The following is an 18,139-nucleotide window of genomic DNA, read 5'->3' as shown; positions in this document are numbered from 1 at the left end:
GGACGATCACTCATCCGCTCTGCCGGGCCACCGGTCCGGCGACGACGTGCACCCCACGGTGGCCGGCTCCGCTGGACCGAGCGCAGGTCGAAAGATGGGGTAGGAAGCCAACGCAGGCACCGCGATCGAGTCGCATCTCCCAAACCAGCGGTCGAGTCGGCTCGGGTCGCCGGGTAGCCAATCTCCTTCGGGCCGTCGAGCACGGCAACAACAGGAAAGCCATACCCGAGGTCCCTGGGTGATTTCACAACCTACGGCCGACGGCGCAAATCACACTCCAAGAAAGGTAAGAAATGAGCGTTCAGAGACTCGGTTACATGGGCTTCGAGGTTGCGGATGTGCCCGCGTGGCGCGCCTTCATGACGGAAAAACTGGGGGCCATGGAGGCCTCGAGCAGCGAGAATTCGGCGCGGTTCAGGGTTGACTCCCGCAGTTGGCGCCTGATGGTCGAAAAGGGCCCGTCGGATGACATCTCGCTCTCGGGCTACGAGGTCGATAGCGCGGACTCGCTACTCGCGATCAAGAAGCGTCTCGAAGCGCATGGCATCGAGGTGACAACAGAGAGCGGCGAGTTGGCGGCCGATCGCGGTGTCCTCGGACTGATTTCGTGCACGGACACGGCAAACACCCGGGTCGAGATCTACTATGGCGCGACGGAGCTGTTCGAGAAGCCGTTCATCTCGCCGACCGGGGTCTCGGGCTTCACAACCGGCGACCAGGGGTTCGGCCACTACGTGCTGGCTGTGCCGGATATAGATGCTGCCCTGGATTTCTATGTCAAGGGCCTGGGCTTCCATCTCTCCGACATCATCGACTGGAAGCTCAACGATGAACTGACGGTCAAACTCCACTTCCTGCACTGCAACGGTCGACACCACACCCTGGCGCTCGCCGGTCTCCCGGGAGCAAAGAAGACTCACCACTTCATGCTCGAGACCAAGCATATGGATGACGTGGGCCTTGCCTACGACAAGTTCGATGCGGACGGGACAGTGGTCATGACGCTTGGCCGCCACACCAATGACCACATGCTCTCATTCTACGGCGCGACCCCCTCCGGATTTGCCGTCGAATACGGCTGGGGCGCTCGCCAGGTCGAACCAGGCTGGTCCGTCGTGCGCTACGACAAGATCAGCATCTGGGGTCACAAATTCGTTGCCGAGCGCGACAGGCAAGTGAGCAGCAACGCAATCGAGGATGAATTGATTGACATCGATGCCACGCTGAGCGCCCCGGCGCAAGCGTAAGACGAACCGAACTCACAAGACGAAGAAAGGGATTCTGATGGGTTGGCTGGAAGACAACGTCATGATCGTCACCGGCGGAGGGTCGGGCCTAGGCCGGGCGCTGGTCGAGCGATTCCTGGGAGAGGGAGCCCGGGTGGGTGTCCTGGAGAAGTCGGCGGAGAAGGCTGAGAAGCTTGCCAACGACTTCGGCGAGGATGTCCTCGTGGTCGAAGGCGACGTGCGCAAGTACGACGACAATGCGCGCGTCGTCCAGGAAACGGTTCGCCAGTTCGGTCGCCTCGACACGTTCGTCGCGAACGCCGCGATCTGGGACTTCTCGACGAAGATGGTCGATATCCCGGTGGACCGACTGGACGCCCTCTTCGACGAAATGTTCCACATCAACGTCAAGGGCTACTTGCACGGTGCACGTGCGGCGGTCGAGGAGCTCGCCGCCACCGGAGGCTCGATCATCTACACCGTGTCGAACGCCGGCTTCTACCCCGGCGGCGGCGGCCCGCTCTACACCGCGTCGAAGCACGCGGTAGTCGGGCTGATCAAGGAACTGGCCTTCGAACTCGGCCCCAAGATCCGCGTCAACGGGGTGGCTCCGGGCGCAATGCCCACCGATCTGAGGGGACCTGGTTCGCTCGGAATGGGCGAAACCACCATCACCTCAGCGGTATCCCTCGGTGATCTGGTCAAACAGTGCACAGTGCTGCAGGAGCTGCCCGAGGCTGCGGACTACACCGGGCACTACGTTCTGCTGGCTTCGAAGGCGAACTCGAGGACGGCAACCGGCGCGATCATCAACTGTGACGGCGGGATGGGTGTGCGCGGCTTGGCCGAGACGGCCGGCGGAAACGACCTGTAAGACGCTGCCCTCGGACAGGAAGAAACAACAGCGAACGACACCAGGCCCACTTTCGGTACCCGACGCCCTCGCCGAAACACTCAACAATGACCACGTCTGGCTGAAGAAGGCCGACAAGATGACCTTCGGGATGACACATGTGTACACCGGGAAGCTAACCCTCGTCGTCCGCATGGACTTCGGCAGGGGCGTCATGTCCGACGTCGTCGAACATGCCAACGCGGACGACGCGCCACCCAGCGAATTCGTGCTCACCGGTGAACAGCGAGAACTGGCGGCGCATGCTGGTGACAGGCGAGCTCACCGTCAACATCGCGCTGGTCACCAAGCAGATCTCGGTGAAGGGGAAGATGGGACCCCTGCTGAAGAACATCCCGCAGTTCAATTACATCATCGTCAAGTTGAGCGAGCTCGGGCCCCGCGCATTGGATCAAGAGGCCACTTGACCTGGCTACCTTCCGAAGTCTCGGGTAGGTCCTTCCCGAACCTCCGGGATAGCAGTCGGTGACCACGGTGCCGGGATCCCCTCCGGGCCCACATTGTGGTTACCCAGCCGCTCATGGCGCGAGTCTGGTTTGTTGGGGAGACTGGACCGTGACAGCGAAGTCGCTGATCTAGGGAACAACATGGAAATCGACACCGTGAGGGTGCTGCGGCAGAGTCCGGGCATCACGACGACTCTGGCCCTGTCGGGCGAGACCCGTGAACGTGTGGTTGTCCGGCGGGTGGATCTATCGATGACGTTCCCATGGAGTTGGCACTGGCTCGAAGGTGAGCTGGAGGCCATGCGCAGGGCGAGGCTGCCACACGTCATCCCCACCCAGATTGCACACAAAGGACCCGACCACGTCGATCTCGTCCGCCCATTCATAGCTGGTCTCGACATTCGAGAATGGTCTGCGCAGGAGTCACCCCAATCGCTCGACGTCCAGCTCCAGCTGATGTGCAACCTGTTCTACGCACTGGCTCGTCTGCACCGAATGGGAATCGCTCACGGCGGGGTGAAGCCAGCGAATATCATGCTCGCGGAGGGCACCAATCAGCTCGTTCTCCTCGACGCCAGCGTGACGCGGACTCAATTGGCTGCCGTGACCCATCCCGTCGAGGGGCCGGAAGGTCGATATCTGCTTCCGGAAAGTCCCGGACTCGCACACCCGACGGCAGGCTTCACGGCCGACATCTTCGCAGCGGGGTGGGTACTCCTCGAGTCGACCGCGGAGGGAAATCGGACGGCCAGCGCGTTGCGTAGGGCGAACCCTCGCCGCGGTACCCACGCAGAGCTGTCACACCTGGTCGATATCGTCGGCCTCCCGGCTACGCTGCGCCCGATATTTCTCAAGCTGCTGAGCCCACGGGCAGCGATCCGCTACGAAAGCGCCGACGAGGTGCTCGCAGCGCTCGAGGCGGTGGTCGCGACCGGCGGTGGGGAGAGCGCTCTCGCGTCTGCTGTCGCGCCGCCCCGGCAGTGCGGATCGCTCGCCTACGTGGAGCCGCCGCTGGTAGGCAGGCATGACGAACTCGCCACCCTCACCGCATGTGCCGACGGCGCGAGCCGATCGTCCGGCGCGGTCACATGCCTGAGCGGTGAGTCAGGAGTCGGCAAGAGCCGCCTGCTCGACGCCGTCGCCACGCACGCCTCGACGGCCGGGGTGACCGTGATGCGTGCCGGCGCGTTCGACCACGCGGCGGCCCGTCCCCTCGGCCTGTTCGCCGGCCCTTTCCGCGACGTGGTCGCCTACTTGACCGCGCACCCGCGCGAGGCCGAGCGGGTGCGCGGAGAAATGGGTGAGCTGCTCCCGGCAGCACTCGAACAGATACCGGAGCTGACCGCAGCATTCGGGGATCCGCCCGCGGCGACGAACTCCGATGGCGGATTCGGCGATCGCGCGGTAGCCGCCGCCCCGACTGCCGTCGCTCGACTTCTTCGCTCCGTCTTCACCAAGGAACAGCCTGGGCTGATCGTGGTCGACGACTGTCAGTGGGCCGACGATCTCAGCTGGCAGGTGCTCGCCAAACTGGCTTCGACGATATCGATGGAGGAAACGCGATCCCAGTCGAACGTTTCGTTGATATTTTCGTGCCGAACGGAAGCTGTTGCGCAAGTGAGGGCCTGGGGACTCAGTGATATCGAGTTTCTGGATCTTCAGCCGTTGTCCGCGGCCGATACGGAGGAATTGATCCGGTCGATCGGTGACCGTATCCCCGACGAGGTCATTCCCTATGTCACGAAGTACTCCAAAGGCAATCCGCTCGAAACCATGCTAGTTTTCCAGGCACTCGTCGACTCGTCGGCGTTGACGCGCGAGTCGGGTCGATGGGTGGTGGACGAGAATGGGATGGCGTCACTCCCGCTGCCGTCGCAATCCCGGGATTCCGACGCCGCGGCTGGTCGGGACAGTGCCCAGATGGATGTGTTCGTCTCGGCGCGGCTGAGCCTATTGTCGACGGACACGCAGCAGGCGATACGTCAGGGCGCGGTCCTGGGACGCCGGTTCTCGTCCAGGCTTCTGTGCGAGGCACTGGAGGCGAGCCCGAAGGACGTCGATCAGCTCCTGCTGGAGGCAACCCAGCACGGAATTGTGCGCGGCATCGCGGACGGCGGCCACGCCGAGTTCGAATTCACGCACGATCGGCTCCGCGAAGCCGTGCTGAGAACCTTGACCGACGACGCCCGGCGCGAGCTGCATTTCCGGGCCGCAGGGGCACTCGAAGGCGTCCCTGCGGTTCGGGCCGACTACGACATCGCGTATCACTTCGACCGCTCCGGCAGAGCTGCATCTGCGGTGCCGTACGCCCTGCGTGCGGGCGAGGCGGGGCTGAGGCACAATGCGCTCGACGTCGCGGAGGGCAACTTCAAGATCGCTGAAGCCGGGCTGGCCCTGTGCGAGTCGGCCGACGACATCGCGAGATTCCGTGTTCACGAAGGACTCGGCACAGTCCACATGCTCCTCGGGAACTACGATCTGGCCGCGAAGGAACTGGTGTGGGCATACGAGCTGACCGGTGCGCGATCGGGACTCGACTCTTCACGGGTTGCCACTCTGCTCGGCGAACTCGCCTTCAAGACAGGACGATTCGATGATGCCGCGGAGTGGATGCGACAGAGCATGCACGACCTCGGGCTTCGCTTGCCCCGGAGTTCCATGCTCGCGGCCGTATTCGCGGTCGGCGAGGTGGGTCTCCTTACCCTTGGTTGGCTCTCTCGCCGAATCCGGCCGGGCCGAGCAATCGCCGGAACAGAGCGTGACCGCCTGGCCGCCCGAATCCACAACCGGCTGGTATACGAATGGTGGTTCGTCAGGTCACCGATCTGGCTGGTATTGGCCATCCTCCGTGGCGTGCGTTTCGCGAATGCCGCACGAAGCACGCGTGAGCGGGCACAGGCATACTCCACCGCTGCCGTGATTTCCGGTGTAGCACCCGTCCTTGCGCCGCTGGCGTTGCGCCTCGCCGACCGCTCGCTGCGACTGCGCCAGACGGCGGGCGAAGGCTGGGGCATCGCCCAGTCGCACCATTTCCGGGGATTCGTTCTCTACGCTGCCAACCGGTACGACGAGGCGATCGCGGCGTTCGACACCGCAATCGCCGCCTTCGACATTTTCGGTGATCGTTGGGAACAGGTAGCTGCGATGTGGCAAAAGGCGCTGTGTCTGGCTCGACAAGGGAAACTTCACGATGCGGGAGTGCTTGCGCGTGACACCTACTGGGAGGGCAAGCGCAGAGGCGATCGGATCGGCGCGGGTACCGCCCTCGCGATCTGGGTCTGGTGCCTGCCGGGTGACGTGAGCATGGAGACGCTCTCTCGTGAACTGCGGCAGACGAATTCGGGCGACCGCCACACGATGGCGATGTTGCATGCGGCGCGGGCCTGGCGACTTTTCCACGCGGAGCAGGACGTGCAGGCTGTGGACGCGTTTCGGCAGGCAGACGAGCTGATCCGCGGTTCGGGCATCAGGAATCATTTCCTCGCACCGATCCTGACCGCGCACCTGCAGGTCCTTCGCCTCTCGCACGACGCCGCACCTGCCTGGTGGACGGAGGAACACCGGCTCCAGGCCAAGGCCGCACGACGGCAGCTCACTCGTGCCCGGTGGTCGGCCATCGTCTTCTGGGGCGAGCGGCCCGCGGTTCTGCGGGAATGGGCGTTGATGTCGTTTTCGCGGGGACACAAGTGGCGCGGCCGCATGATCTTGGCCGCAGCATCTCGCAGCGCATTCCGATACTCGGCGCAAGGCGAACTCGCCGCATGCGCTCTGGTCGCTACACTGGTGGGGCTCACACCCCGACGAGGGCCGCTCAGCGCGCTGGCGCCGGTGACCGAACTGTGCCGACCGCTGGGTATCCGGGTGGATCGCGGGATCGTCGAGTCGGCGCACTCGCGAGACGCCCTCGTCGGCAGGGGCTCAGCCCGGCACCAGGCCCTGCTCGACGCTGTGAGCAGCATCGTCGCCTCCGAAGACATCGACGAGGTTCTCGACAAGCTCCGAGACGCAACTTTCGCGACGACCACCGCGCGCCGAGTCGAGATCTCGCGCCATACACCGGTGAGCGTCGATGCGATCAGAGTTCCGAACGCGTCTCCAGCGTCGATGCTCGGGGATTCGGGGGCGGCCGGTGAGGCCCGCGAAATGAAGTTGACGGAGCGCATCACCAAGCCGGTCGTCGGGAACGATGTCACCGAAACCGCGGTCGTCGCGGCCTTTCCCCTCGGTGAGAGCGAGCACCACGGGCCGACCATGGAGGTGCTGGCCGCGCTGGCAGGCGCCGTCATCGAGCGGGAAGGCCTTCGGCGAGCGTCCATGGAACGGATAGTGGAAGTGCAGGAGGCCGAGCGCGGGAGAATCGCACGTGATCTGCACGACGAGTTCGGCCACCTCTTCGCGGGCGTGATGGACGGACTCAGTGCTCTACAGAACTCCGAAGACGCCACCACACGCCAGACTGCGACCGATGTCCGCACGATCGTCCGCCAAGGGATACAGGTGGCCCGGACTGTCGCGTGGTCATTGCGGCCCTCGGGGCTCGACGATCTAGGGCTCACCGGCTGCATCGAGCAGTACGTGGAAGATTGCCGGCAGATGTACCCGATCCGCATCGAACTCACCGCAACGGGACAGCCGATATCCGTTCCGCCGGCGGTCACGACCGCAGTCTTTCGTATCGTGCAGGAAGCACTGACCAATATCGGCCGACACAGTCGCGCCGGGGAGGCGAGTGTCATGATCGTGTCCTCGGCAGACACCCTGCGGGCCGTGGTCGAGGACAACGGGACCGGATTCGACCTCGACCTGGTCGGACAGCGCAGGTCGCTGGGATTGATTGGAATGCGGGAACGGGCCCGGCTGGTAGGCGGACGGATGTCCGTCGAGTCCCGACCAGGACAAGGTACGACGATAATGGTGGAGGTGCCGATCAGACGATGATCAGCGTTGTGGTGTGTGACGACCATGGCATTATCCGGTCCGGGATCCGGAGGATCCTCGAGACCACGACGGACTTTCACCTGGTGGCGTCCGCACCGACCGGAGAACTTCTCCTGCAAGCAGTGCGAGACTTCGCGCCGGAACTGGTGGTGCTCGACATCCGACTGTCCGACTGCAACGGCCTCGACCTGTTGGAGCAGATTTCAGCCATCTCGCCCGAGACCCGTGTCGTGATGCTCAGCATGTACGGCGCCAAGGGATACGTCGACAAAGCGAAGACGCGGGGTGCGCGGGGATACATCACGAAGGAATGCCTGGACGAGGAGCTCGTGTCTGTCCTCTACACCGTGATGAAGGATGAAGGATTTGTCTCGTTTCGAGCAGACACCACCGAACCCGGCGGCTCCGAAAGCCTGCTCGAGGCCAATATCGACTCTCTTTCTTCAAGGGAGCTCGAGGTAATGAAGCTGATCGCCTCCGGCCTCACCAACACCGAGATCGCGGAGGAACTGACGGTCTCTCCGCGCACCGTCGAGAGCCACCGAGCCAGCATTCAACGTAAGCTGCTGATCCGCACCCGCGCCGAACTGGCCCGAGTAGCCAGGGACGCAGGTCTTTTGGACTAGGTCGTCCCGGACTGCCTGTGTCAATTCACGCCGCGCGTCGACCCTTCCCAATACGGCGCTCGGAGCTTGAACTTCTGGATCTTGCCCGTCGCGGTATGTGGAATCGAGTCACGAAACTCCACCGAAGTCGGCGCCTTGTAGCCCGCCAGGTGCTGCTTGCAGTGTGCGATGATCTCGGCCTCGGAGACTGTGGAGGGACCCGTGGTGACCACCAGCGCCTTGACGGTCTCGCCCCATTTCTCGTCCGGTACGCCGATCACCGCGACCTGGGTCACACCGGGATGGCTGAAGATGCATTCCTCCACCTCAATCGACGACACATTCTCGCCACCGGTGACGATCACATCCTTCTTTCGGTCGGAAATCGTCAGTTGGCCCTCGCCGTCGATCATCCCGCCGTCTCCCGTGTGGAACCAACCATCACGCAGCGCCTCGTCGGTCGCCTCGGGGTTGTTCCAGTATCCGTTCATCACGACGTTCGAACGCGCCAGAACTTCACCCGAGTTGGAGATATGAAGCCGTGCACCGAGGGCGGGAAGTCCGGCGCGGGTCAGTCTGTGCGCTCGTTCCTCAAGATCAAGACCGTCATCCGCAGGCAGCGACCGGTTGAAAGTCAGCAGCGGCGATGTTTCCGTGAGCCCGTAGATCTGCTGCAGTTCCCACCCCAACTCGCTGCTCAGGCGCGCGATGGTACGGCTGGGCGGAGGAGCGCCGGCGCACACCACCCGCACCCGATCGCGACCAGGAATCTCTCCCTGCCAGGACCGGGCAGCATCGAGCACCGCGTTCCACACCGCCGGAGCCCCGCACATCAACGTCACACCGTGTTCCTCCACCCGCCGGAGGATTTCGGTGCCGTCGACCTTGCGCAACACGATCTGCTTCGCGCCCAGTCCTGCCATCCCGAACGGCATCCCCCAACCGTTGCAGTGGAACATCGGCAACGTGTGCATGTACACATCGCGTTCCCACGCACGGGTGTGCATCGCGAGTGTGACGGCATTGACCCAAAGATTACGATGAGTCATCTCGACACCCTTCGGGCGCGCGGTGGTGCCGGAGGTGTAGTTGATTGTTGCCGTCGACTCCTCCGTGGGCGACGCCCAGGGGGCCGGCTCCGTATCGAAGCGCATCAGATCCGCGTCTGTGTGCTTCCCGAGTACGAACCGGTGCCGAACCTTGATACCCGACAACGCCTCTTCCAGCTCGGGATCGACAAGAAGCACTGACGCGCCGCAATCTCCGACGATGTAATCGACCTCCGCCGGAGACAGACGGAAATTGATCGGAACACAAATCCGGCCGCTCGCCGGCACCGCGTACAAGAGCTCGAGCAGTCGGGCCGAATTGTGGCTGACGACGGCGACCCGTTCGCCGACCCTGATGCCCAGACGGTCGAATCCTGCTTGCCAGGCACACACGCGGTGGGCGAGTTCCCGAAAAGTCACCTGCCCGACCGACTCGCCCGGTTGTTCCGGCTCGTCGATCACGGCCACGCTGTCAGGGAAACCGGCCGCTCCCCGCTCCAGAAAGTCTGTAACCGTAAATGGGATGTGCATCGGTCCACCTCCACGACAACGTCAACGTCACTGCCACACCGCGTGGCCACACCACACGGTATCGAGCGGCAGCCGAGTTAACTTCCGTAGTTTTCCCGGATGTTCGTGGGCGGCCGTGGATCGTTGAATGGTGGAACACGATCTGTCGCAGCACTGTTGAGCACGCACACGAAGCCGTGTCGAACAGCGGATCGACAGGAACCGGAGGTTGTGATGGTGCTGCCAAACCTCGTTGCGGCAGAAGAGGACACCTATAGCCGCGTGCTGTGCGATCAGCACGACGGAGTGTTGCGCGTGACGTTGAATCGGACCACTGCGCTCAATGCCATCAATGCGACCATGGCCAAGCGGCTACAGCAGCTGTGGTCGCTGGTTCGGGACGACGCGAGCATCCACTCGATCATCGTGTCCGCGGCTGGTGTCGAAGCATTCTGCATGGGGTTCGACGCAGGAGACCCGCCCCAGCCACTTTCCTGCGGCGGCAACGCCCTGGGATGGGAAGCTTTTGCCATCAGCCCGAAGGAATGCGGCGTCGACAAACACCTGATCGTGACCGTGAACGGGATCGCCTGTCGAGAATCATTCCGATTCTTGTGTGATGCCGATGTCGTCGTCGCGTCCAGCAACGCCTCCTTCTTCGAGCCGCCTCGTTTCACCCCTGCAGATGATGTGAGCAACAGGGAGGGTGGATTGCCGGCAGGACTTCGCACGATCTGCGCCACAAACCCGACCGTGCACAACCCTGTGACGGCATTACAAGCGCACCATGCGGGCCTGGTTCACGAAGTGGTCCCGCTGGCGTCGCTGCGAGGTACCGCCGAACGCCTTGCCCACAGGGCATGACCGTCGACTCCTGACCCCTTACTTCCCCAATGACTGCAATCTTCTACGGAAGACACCGCGCATGACTGTCACGACGATAGGGAGTTCCAGCCACACGATCGACGTAGACGGCATCACGACGCACTATCACGAAGCCGGATCCGGCGATCCCGTGTTGCTGTTGCACGGACCCTGGACCGGGGGTGTCAGCTTGGGCGAACTGGCAGCACACGATCCTGCCACTCGCCGCCAACCATCACGTTTTGGCCCCTGATGTTGTCGGGTCGGTGGCCCGTAGCTGACGGACAAGAACCGGGTGTCAGCGACACCTGGCGACCGACGATCCCGCATATCCGCGCGCTATCACGTTCTGTCCGTGCAGTTTGCAATCAATCCGGCCTACCGCCGGAACGTACTGAGAGGTCCACGTCATGCTCGACCGAATCTTCACAACCCTCCTCACTCTGGCTGGCGTCGCGGCCGACGGCAGGTACATCTCGCTCGTCGACAACGACATCGCCGGTACCGCAGACCTGGACGAGACGCCCACTGGTCGGTTGGCGCAGGCCGGACCGCAGAGCACGTTATCGGACAGATAGCGCCAGGCCTGTTTCCCGGTGCTCCGATTCGTGAAATATGCTGTACACCAGACTATTTAGGGCCCACCACGCGGTGATGAACTGCGCATTCGTCATGACCGGAGTGCTGATTGTCGTCGGAGCGATCGGGCGTGAGAGAGTTTGTTCCCATCGCCGACTACGCATTTCCTGGGGGGACGGCTTGACTGTCTCCGAGATCTGGGAATCCCGGGACGTCCACGACAAGCCTTCGACGAGGTGATCCGATCGAAGCTACCTCACGAGATCCCTCCGCCCGCCGTCTTCGAGTTGATCAACACGATCACCCGGTAGGGCGCGGAGCGCCCGACCGACCCACGAACTTTGGAGAAGTCGATGTCCATAGCTCTGACGCACGCTGCCGAGGTCCAGCAGTCCGGCGAGAACGGCCGCATCTCGATCGAACGCACCCACAAACGAATCCGGGTGTTCTTCGCAGGTCACGTGATCGCGGACACCACCCGCGCGGTGTACCTGTTTGAGAAGGGGCACCTGCCGGTCTACTACATCCCCCGCGACGACGTGCGCACCGACTTCCTCGAGCCCCTCGACGCCACCACGTGGTGCCCGTGGAAAGGCAAGGCCAGGTACTGGGATCTCGTCGTCGACGATCGGCGGGCCGAGCGGTCGGTGTGGGGTTACGACGAACCGCTGAAGGACTCCCTCGATCTCAGCTGGTATGTCGCTTTCTACTGGCACAAGATGGACGCCTGGTACGAGGAGGATCAGCAGGTGTTCGTGCACCCGCGCGACCCTTACGTCCGCGTCGACGTCCTGCCGTCCTCCCGGCACGTGGAGGTCTTCATCGGCGACACCCTCGTCGCCGACACCACCCGTCCACGCTTGCTGTTCGAGACCTCACTACCAGTTCGCTACTACATCCCTCGCATCGACGTCCGCTCCGAGTTCTTCACCGGCTCCGACGCCAAGACCTCCTGCCCGTACAAGGGCACGGCCTCGTACCTGTCGTTCACCGGATCGGACGACAGCGACCCCGTCGAGGACGCCGCCTGGTACTACCCGTTCACGACCGCGGAGGCTTCGGGCATCGGCGACCACGTGTCGTTCTACCCCGACAGCGCCAGGATCGTCGTCGACGGCGCCCCGGTGGAGGGCTGTCCGACGCCTCTGTGAACTTCGTACCTTGACCGGTGTCGCTGCGGCCGGTTCATGGTCGTTTGCTCTGGTTTCGGTCGGGTGGTGCGGGTTTCGTGATGTAGTCCTGGCCCGGCGTGATCCCGGAGGTTGCCCCGGGCGTCGTAGAAGTTGAGGTGGCGGTCCTCAGCTCGAGACCTGCCATGTGGTAAGTGTCGGGCGTTCCTCCAAGAATTCCGACAGCAGGGGGACCGCCGTGAAGAAGAATAGCCAGAACCAGACCGTGCCCGCGATCTCGGAGCGGGTGAGCGTGGCGATGGCCAAGATCGCCGAAACATGCACGAGGGCCGCCGTCGGCGGCCTGCAGGCGATGATGGACGCCGAGGTGACCGCCCCGGCCGGGCCGAGAGGCCGTCGCGACCGGCAGCGCACCGCGGGTGCGCCATGGCCGCGAACGCGGCTCGGTGACCCTCAGCGGGCGTCGGATGCCCGTGACCCGGCCGCGGGTGCGGGCCGCCGACAGCGCCGGGGAACGGCCCACCCCGTCGTACGAGCTGCTCACCTCCACCGAGATCCTGGGGAAGATGGCGATGGAGGAGATGCTCGCCGGGCTCTCGACCCGCCGCTACACAGCCGGTCTCGAACCGGTCGGACGGCGAGCCGCCGAGACATTCTCGGCGACAAGCAAGTCCGCCGTCTCACGCAGGTTCGTGAAGTTGACCGAAGCCGCCCTGACTGAGCTGCTCGCCGCGGACCTGTCCGGGCTGGATCTGGTAGCGTTGATGATCGACGGGGTCCACTACGCCGAGTCGTGCTGCATCGTCGCCCTGGGCATCGATATCGACGGGAACAAGCACCCGTTGCGCTGGTGGAGAGCTCGACGGAGAACGCGACGCTGGTCACCGACCTGCGTAAGGCGGTCGTTGACGTCCTCGATCACCCGGTGATCCAACATTGTCAGCTACACAAGATACGAGACGTGAAAAATCATCTGCCGCGACGACTTCGGAGCAGTGTCGGGCGGAATATGGCGGACACCAACCATGCCGATTCGGCGCTCGAGGCCGAGGCCGCGCTGCGCGCCCTGGCGAAGGAACTCGACCGTACCCATCTCGCGGCGGCCGCGAGCCTGCGCGAGGGACGCGACGGGACACTCACGGTGCTGCGATTGGGTGTGCCGCCCACTCTCGCCCGTACGCTGCGCTCGACCAATGCGACCGTCATGTATCGGAGTCACGAAGGTCAAGTAGAACTTTTCTCGACTCACCGTTCTCGACCGCTTCGTGAGCTAATGCGATGTCATCTAGCGGGAACGTGAGATGAGGCAGTGGGGTTAGTGCTTGCTCGGCAAGTGCGTCGGTGATGCTCTGCGCGGCGAGGGAGAGGGCTGAACGACTATGTGTATAAAGAAGGAAGAAGCGGAGCCCGAGACCTGCAGCCATGCACTCGCGGATAGGGATCGAGAGTTCGCGACCGTCGGTGGCATAGGTGGCGATGCTTGCACCAGGTGCCGCGACAGCTAGGTCGATGTTCCAGTTGTCCACGATGGCGACTTCTACAAAGATGTCCACGCCGTTGGTGAAGGCTGTGATCTGGTCGGCAACGTCGTCGTCGCGGTAATTTACGACGAAGTCTGCGCCTGCCTGTTGTGCGAGTTTAGCTTTGTCGGGCGTGCTCACTGTAGCGATGACAGTGGCACCCGCCCATCGCGCGAGTTCGATCGCGAAGTGGCCTACAGCGCCGGCGCCACCTGCAATCAAGACTTTCTTGTGCGTCACCGGTCCTGCATGCAGTAGGCACTCGTGGGCGGTCATGGCCGGAATTCCCAGACACGCACCCAGTTCGTCGGAAGCTGAGTCGGGCAACGCCACGGCTTGATTCGCGGGAACGAGGGTATATTCGGCGGCCGTACCCCATCTGCTGCCCAGCGCCGCAAGCCAAAGCCATACACGTTGGCCGATACGGCCTTCATGGACTCCTGGCCCCACTGCAACTATCCGACCGCACCCGTCCATATGAGGAATTTGGAAGTCGTCTATCGGGCGCGGAGTCTTGCCGCTGCGGGTCTTTACATCAGAGGGATTCACTGCGGAAAAGGAGACTCGAACGAGAACCTGCCCGGGACCCGGTTCAGGCTTCTCGCATTGGATGATGGAGAGAACATCGGAAGCCTCTCCGGACTTGTGGTACGTCGCTGCGCGCATCTGCATTTCTTAACTGCCGTTCGATCGGGTAGGGATAGAGCCCCGTGAAGTGGTGTAAATCGTTGTGCGCCGGGCACTGTGATGTTGGGGAGTATGCCGTAAGTGTGGTTGTTTCGTCCAGCACCATCGCCTGGACGGGTGCGTCAGCCCCGATGACTGTCGGCGCAGGCGGGCGGAGCCCGGCAGTGGATTCCTCGGACAGGTAGCGGCGTTGGGATACCTGTCACTCGTCGTGCGCCTCGATCAATACACACCTCGCCAGACGCAGCAGCGCTGCAGGGTCGGGGAAGATACCGACGACGTCGGTTCGACGTTTGACCTCTTTATTCAGGCGCTCGATGATTTGGTCGACCATATCTTGCGCCAGTACGCCTCCGGGAGGTCCGCGAACGCCGTGGTCTCCTCCTTTGCATTCATTTAACATCGCTGCCACCGTGGGGAATTGAGATTCCAACATCACTGCGACGGTAGCGACATGATCACGCACCAGCGGCCCCCGTCGGCTGGCTGAAAATGACGCGTACAGCGGCCGCGACCATCTCGGATTGACACTGTCACCGATTCGCGGAACCCGATTCGCGGAACCCGATTTACACCACCCCCATGGGACTCACCCTTGGAGTACTCGGTGGACTGACTTTGATGCGTCGGTATTCCCGTAGTTTTTACGGATGTCCGGGATTGGGACCAAGCCCACACTGGTCAAAACAGCGCCACTGCAAGCTCGGGAATTACGTCGGAGGGAAAGTTATGAGCACGGAAGTGCCCCCAGAGGATAATTCAATCGTCGCGAACGGTATCAGGACGAACTACCTCGAGGCTGGTAGCGGTCCTCCTGTCGTACTGATCCACGGGTCGGGTCCGGGGGTCACTGCCTATGCGAACTGGCGGCTCACGATCCCGGCACTCGCGGAACGGTTCCGCGTGCTTGCCCCCGATATGGTCGGGTTCGGTGGGACCGAACGGCCCCCTGGCGTGGTGTATGACCTCAAGACCTGGGCAGACCAGGTGGTGGGTTTCCTTGACGCGCACGGCATTGAGCGGGCGTCCCTGGTTGGCAACAGCTTCGGCGGGGCAATCGCGCTGCGGGTCGCCACGCAGCACCCGGAGCGTGTCGGGCGGCTGGCGCTCATGGGCAGTGCGGGTGTTTCCTTCCCGCTCACCGATGGCCTCGATGCGGCATGGGGTTACCAGCCATCGATTGAGAATATGCGTCGACTGCTCGACATCTTCGCGTACTCGCGCGAGCTCGTGACCGACGAGCTGGCCGAAGTGCGGTACCGCGCGAGCATTGAACCGGGCATTCAGGAGGCATTCTCCACGATGTTTCCCGAACCGCGGCAGAACGGCGTGGATGCACTGGTCACTCCCGAGGAGGACCTGGCACGCCTGCCTCATGAAACGCTCGTCATTCACGGCCGCGAGGACCGCGTCGTACCACTGTCGAGCTCCATTCGACTCATGGAAGTCATCCCCAAGGCCCAGCTACACGTCTTCGGCCGCTCTGGACACTGGACACAGATCGAATGGGCCGAGAAGTTCAACCAGCTACTCAACGACTTCCTCGCCAACTAGCCCAATATCGCATGCCTTGGGTTGCGTGTTCCCGTTCATTCCCGGCCCCCGGGGAGTGCGTGGGCTAGTCCGTGGATGGAACCCGGGCGTCGCTCGAACGACGGCTGACCACCGACCCCGAAATCGAGGACCTGCTCGTCGAGATGTCCCTCGTCCAAGGAGTGAGCGAGCTGTTCGCGGACGATGTCAGCCAGCTGGAGATGCGAATTTCCGAATGCCTGTCGCGGCCCGAGTCGCTTCGGCCCTTCGTGGTGTCCGCGGCAGCCAACGTCGCGTCGTATCAAGCGATCTACGCGTTCGACTTCGCGTCGGCGGGCCGGTGGCAGGAGTGGGCGCTGCCCTATTACCAGCGCACCACCGGCCCGTTCAGTGTGATGTATGGGTACTGCTTCGCCGGCATCGCCGCGATGGAGCAACTCGACGTCACCGCCGCAGAAGATTACTTCCGCAAGGCTCAGCAGCTCGCCCGCACGATCGCCGGCAATTCGTCCCATGCACAGCGGCTGGCCGGGGCCATCCTGGGCGATCTGCTCTACGAACAGGGCCATCTCGTCGAGGCGGAACGCCTCCTGGACGAGAGTCATAAACTCGGGTCCGAGGGTGGAGTCGTCGATTTCATGTTAGCCACGTACGGCACCGGGGCGCCGATCAAAGCCTTACGGGGTGATGTCGAGTCGGCCGAACAGCTACTGCGTGAGGGCGCTGAGATCGCGACCACCTTGTCTCTTGGACGGTTGGCCGCACGAATCGAGAACGAACGCGTCCGCGCCGGACTGATCGGGGAACGCTACCTCGGTGCACAGCGCCCTGCGGCGGATCGTGAGGACGGCGTCGTGATCATCACCGCGGGGTGGGAGACGGAATCGACGATCCGGTTGATCCTCGCGAAAGCCGACTCCGGGGCCGCCGATCCCCGACCCAACCTCGATCTCCCGCGCAACGATTCGCCGACAAGATGACTGACATCGATACCGATCCGTGCTTCAGCCGCCCCCCCGGCCATCGAGTTGGAGCACAAGCAGGACTTTTGAGAATTCATACAAGCCCAAGGGCTTACCAGCCGAGCACGAAGTTGGTCGCCGACAGCCGCGTACCCAAACCCTGCCGCAGGGTGCGCACCGCGACGGGCGAGACGAAACCTACTGATGGGGGCGTCCGGCCACTTCGACCCAGCATGCAACCGGTCGATTCCTCCGCTGCGACGCCGTACAGCCTGAACACTCCAGGACCACCGGTCACCTACGCATCCAGGGCGTCCGTATCGGCCTCACCGCGCTCGTCTGTCTGTGTGCCGAGTGTCAGATGACTTTCCGCGCGGTGAACACGACGCCGTCGAGGTAGTCGCCGGCCACGCCGTCATGGCTGCGTTCGGTGACGACGCGGTCCATCGCCGCCTGCAGTTGCTCGGGGGTACCGAACCGTAGGTGACGCAGCGCGGCATAGCGTTTCACCGGTTCGAGCTGTATGCGCAGCCGCGTCGAATAGCCGAGGGTGCCATAGGAGTTGGGGAGCCCCAGAACAGGTCCGAGTGTTCGCCGTCTGGGGTGGCGGTGATGATCTGGCCGTCGCCGGTCAGGACATCGATCTCTGAGCACCGACTCGTACGGCAGGCCGGCACCGGCGGCCCGCCCGCGCACCATCAAGCTGGCCATCGATGCGAAGCACGCCCACCCCGAGGAGCCGTGGACCGTCAGCGGGCTGGCGGAGCTTGTCGGTGTCACCGTGCACACCCTGCAGGACGATGCGCGGTACGTCGGTCTCTCGCCGATGACCTCTCTCCGAGACATCCGGCTCGAGCGCTCCCACGAGGACCTGATTCTGGCTGATCCGCGCCACGACGCGGTGCCGATGTGGCCTATCGCTGGGGTTTTCGGCACCTCGGCCGATTTGCCGTCGACTACCGAGGGCGGTACGGGCAGCCGCCGTCGACAACCTTGACCACGACGTAGTTGACGAAAAACCCTGTGCTCCGAAAGTTTCTGCGCTATCTGGACAATCCCTGCGCCGTGCGGACCGTCGCCACCGTGTGATGCACCTATCGTTGCAGGCGGGGGCCAGCACCTCTGGGACGCAGCTCCATCCCAGAGGCGCTGCCAATGGGAGGCTGAACCTTGCTGC

Annotated in this window: 13 protein-coding genes and 3 pseudogenes; 11 read left to right on the top strand and 5 right to left on the bottom strand. The window is 63.4% G+C overall.

Translation table 11 applies throughout. From position 1 onward, the window contains the following. The first annotated feature begins 293 nt into the window (after positions 1 to 293). Together bphC and hcaB are read left to right on the top strand one after the other, a co-directional pair. Positions 294 to 1,247, top strand: a complete 954-nt coding sequence (gene bphC / locus RHA1_RS35865; RefSeq protein ID WP_011598997.1) for a biphenyl-2,3-diol 1,2-dioxygenase — start codon at positions 294 to 296, stop codon at positions 1,245 to 1,247. 37 nt (positions 1,248 to 1,284) lie between these two features. Then, positions 1,285 to 2,100 (top strand): 3-(cis-5,6-dihydroxycyclohexa-1,3-dien-1-yl)propanoate dehydrogenase, encoded by an 816-nt coding sequence (gene hcaB / locus RHA1_RS35860; RefSeq protein WP_011598996.1) that lies wholly within the window; start codon positions 1,285 to 1,287, stop codon positions 2,098 to 2,100. Positions 2,101 to 2,254: 154 nt separating this feature from the next. On the opposite strand, the gene RHA1_RS52985 is transcribed toward hcaB, so the two are convergent. Next, entirely contained in the window at positions 2,255 to 2,383 is a 129-nt protein-coding gene (locus tag RHA1_RS52985; RefSeq protein WP_257233726.1) for a hypothetical protein, read from the bottom strand. On the opposite strand from RHA1_RS52985, the gene RHA1_RS49725 reads away from it, so the two are divergent. The 3 genes from RHA1_RS49725 (at position 2,382) to RHA1_RS35845 (ending at position 8,149) form a co-directional block, all read left to right on the top strand. Continuing rightward, entirely contained in the window at positions 2,382 to 2,546 is a 165-nt protein-coding gene (locus RHA1_RS49725) for a hypothetical protein (protein WP_237727039.1), read from the top strand. The genes RHA1_RS52985 and RHA1_RS49725 overlap by 2 nt on opposite strands. Positions 2,547 to 2,726: 180 nt before the next feature. Next, positions 2,727 to 7,523, top strand: coding sequence for an AAA family ATPase (locus RHA1_RS35850; protein ID WP_011598994.1), 4,797 nt, complete (start codon positions 2,727 to 2,729; stop codon positions 7,521 to 7,523). Next, positions 7,520 to 8,149, top strand: coding sequence for a response regulator transcription factor (locus RHA1_RS35845; RefSeq protein ID WP_011598993.1), 630 nt, complete (start codon positions 7,520 to 7,522; stop codon positions 8,147 to 8,149). The genes RHA1_RS35850 and RHA1_RS35845 overlap by 4 nt, the downstream gene beginning before the upstream one ends. 20 nt (positions 8,150 to 8,169) lie before the next feature. Here RHA1_RS35845 and RHA1_RS35840 read toward each other — a convergent pair whose 3' ends face one another. Further along, on the bottom strand, positions 8,170 to 9,708 hold the full coding sequence (locus RHA1_RS35840) for an AMP-binding protein (RefSeq protein WP_011598992.1): 1,539 nt from the start codon (positions 9,706 to 9,708) through the stop codon (positions 8,170 to 8,172). Between the two features lie 213 nt (positions 9,709 to 9,921). Between RHA1_RS35840 and RHA1_RS35835 the strand changes: the two genes are divergently transcribed. From RHA1_RS35835 to RHA1_RS46805, 4 genes and pseudogenes are all read left to right on the top strand, one after another. Beyond that, positions 9,922 to 10,551, top strand: a complete 630-nt coding sequence (locus RHA1_RS35835) for an enoyl-CoA hydratase/isomerase family protein (RefSeq protein ID WP_011598991.1) — start codon at positions 9,922 to 9,924, stop codon at positions 10,549 to 10,551. Between the two features lie 410 nt (positions 10,552 to 10,961). Then, complete coding sequence (locus RHA1_RS50770; protein WP_157792686.1) at positions 10,962 to 11,129, top strand: hypothetical protein; 168 nt, start codon at positions 10,962 to 10,964, stop codon at positions 11,127 to 11,129. A 354-nt stretch (positions 11,130 to 11,483) separates the two neighbouring features. Further along, positions 11,484 to 12,281 (top strand): DUF427 domain-containing protein, encoded by a 798-nt coding sequence (locus RHA1_RS35825; RefSeq protein ID WP_011598990.1) that lies wholly within the window; start codon positions 11,484 to 11,486, stop codon positions 12,279 to 12,281. Between the two features lie 277 nt (positions 12,282 to 12,558). Continuing rightward, positions 12,559 to 13,458: pseudogene (locus tag RHA1_RS46805) on the top strand (transposase); the annotation flags it as partial. A 4-nt stretch (positions 13,459 to 13,462) separates the two neighbouring features. Here the strand turns inward: RHA1_RS46805 and RHA1_RS35810 are convergent. Continuing rightward, positions 13,463 to 14,446 (bottom strand): NADPH:quinone reductase, encoded by a 984-nt coding sequence (locus RHA1_RS35810; RefSeq protein ID WP_050787617.1) that lies wholly within the window; start codon positions 14,444 to 14,446, stop codon positions 13,463 to 13,465. A gap of 226 nt (positions 14,447 to 14,672) precedes the next feature. Further along, positions 14,673 to 14,991: pseudogene (locus RHA1_RS46800) on the bottom strand (transposase); the annotation flags it as partial. Between the two features lie 205 nt (positions 14,992 to 15,196). On the opposite strand from RHA1_RS46800, the gene RHA1_RS35800 reads away from it, so the two are divergent. Then, on the top strand, positions 15,197 to 16,021 hold the full coding sequence (locus tag RHA1_RS35800) for an alpha/beta fold hydrolase (RefSeq protein ID WP_011133506.1): 825 nt from the start codon (positions 15,197 to 15,199) through the stop codon (positions 16,019 to 16,021). A gap of 71 nt (positions 16,022 to 16,092) precedes the next feature. Beyond that, positions 16,093 to 16,980 carry a tetratricopeptide repeat protein gene (locus tag RHA1_RS52360; protein ID WP_011598986.1) on the top strand — a complete coding sequence of 296 codons (888 nt, stop codon included), beginning with the start codon at positions 16,093 to 16,095 and terminating at the stop codon, positions 16,978 to 16,980. A 310-nt stretch (positions 16,981 to 17,290) separates the two neighbouring features. Here RHA1_RS52360 and RHA1_RS46795 read toward each other — a convergent pair. Then, positions 17,291 to 17,637, bottom strand: a pseudogene (locus tag RHA1_RS46795) (FAD-binding protein); the annotation flags it as partial. Between the last annotated feature and the right edge of the window lie 502 nt (positions 17,638 to 18,139).

The organism is Rhodococcus jostii RHA1, assembly GCF_000014565.1.
Taxonomy (GTDB): Bacteria; Actinomycetota; Actinomycetes; order Mycobacteriales; family Mycobacteriaceae; genus Rhodococcus_F; species Rhodococcus_F jostii_A.
The sequence above is the reverse complement of the archived record's forward strand: the minus strand, read 5'-3'. Positions and strand labels throughout refer to the sequence as shown.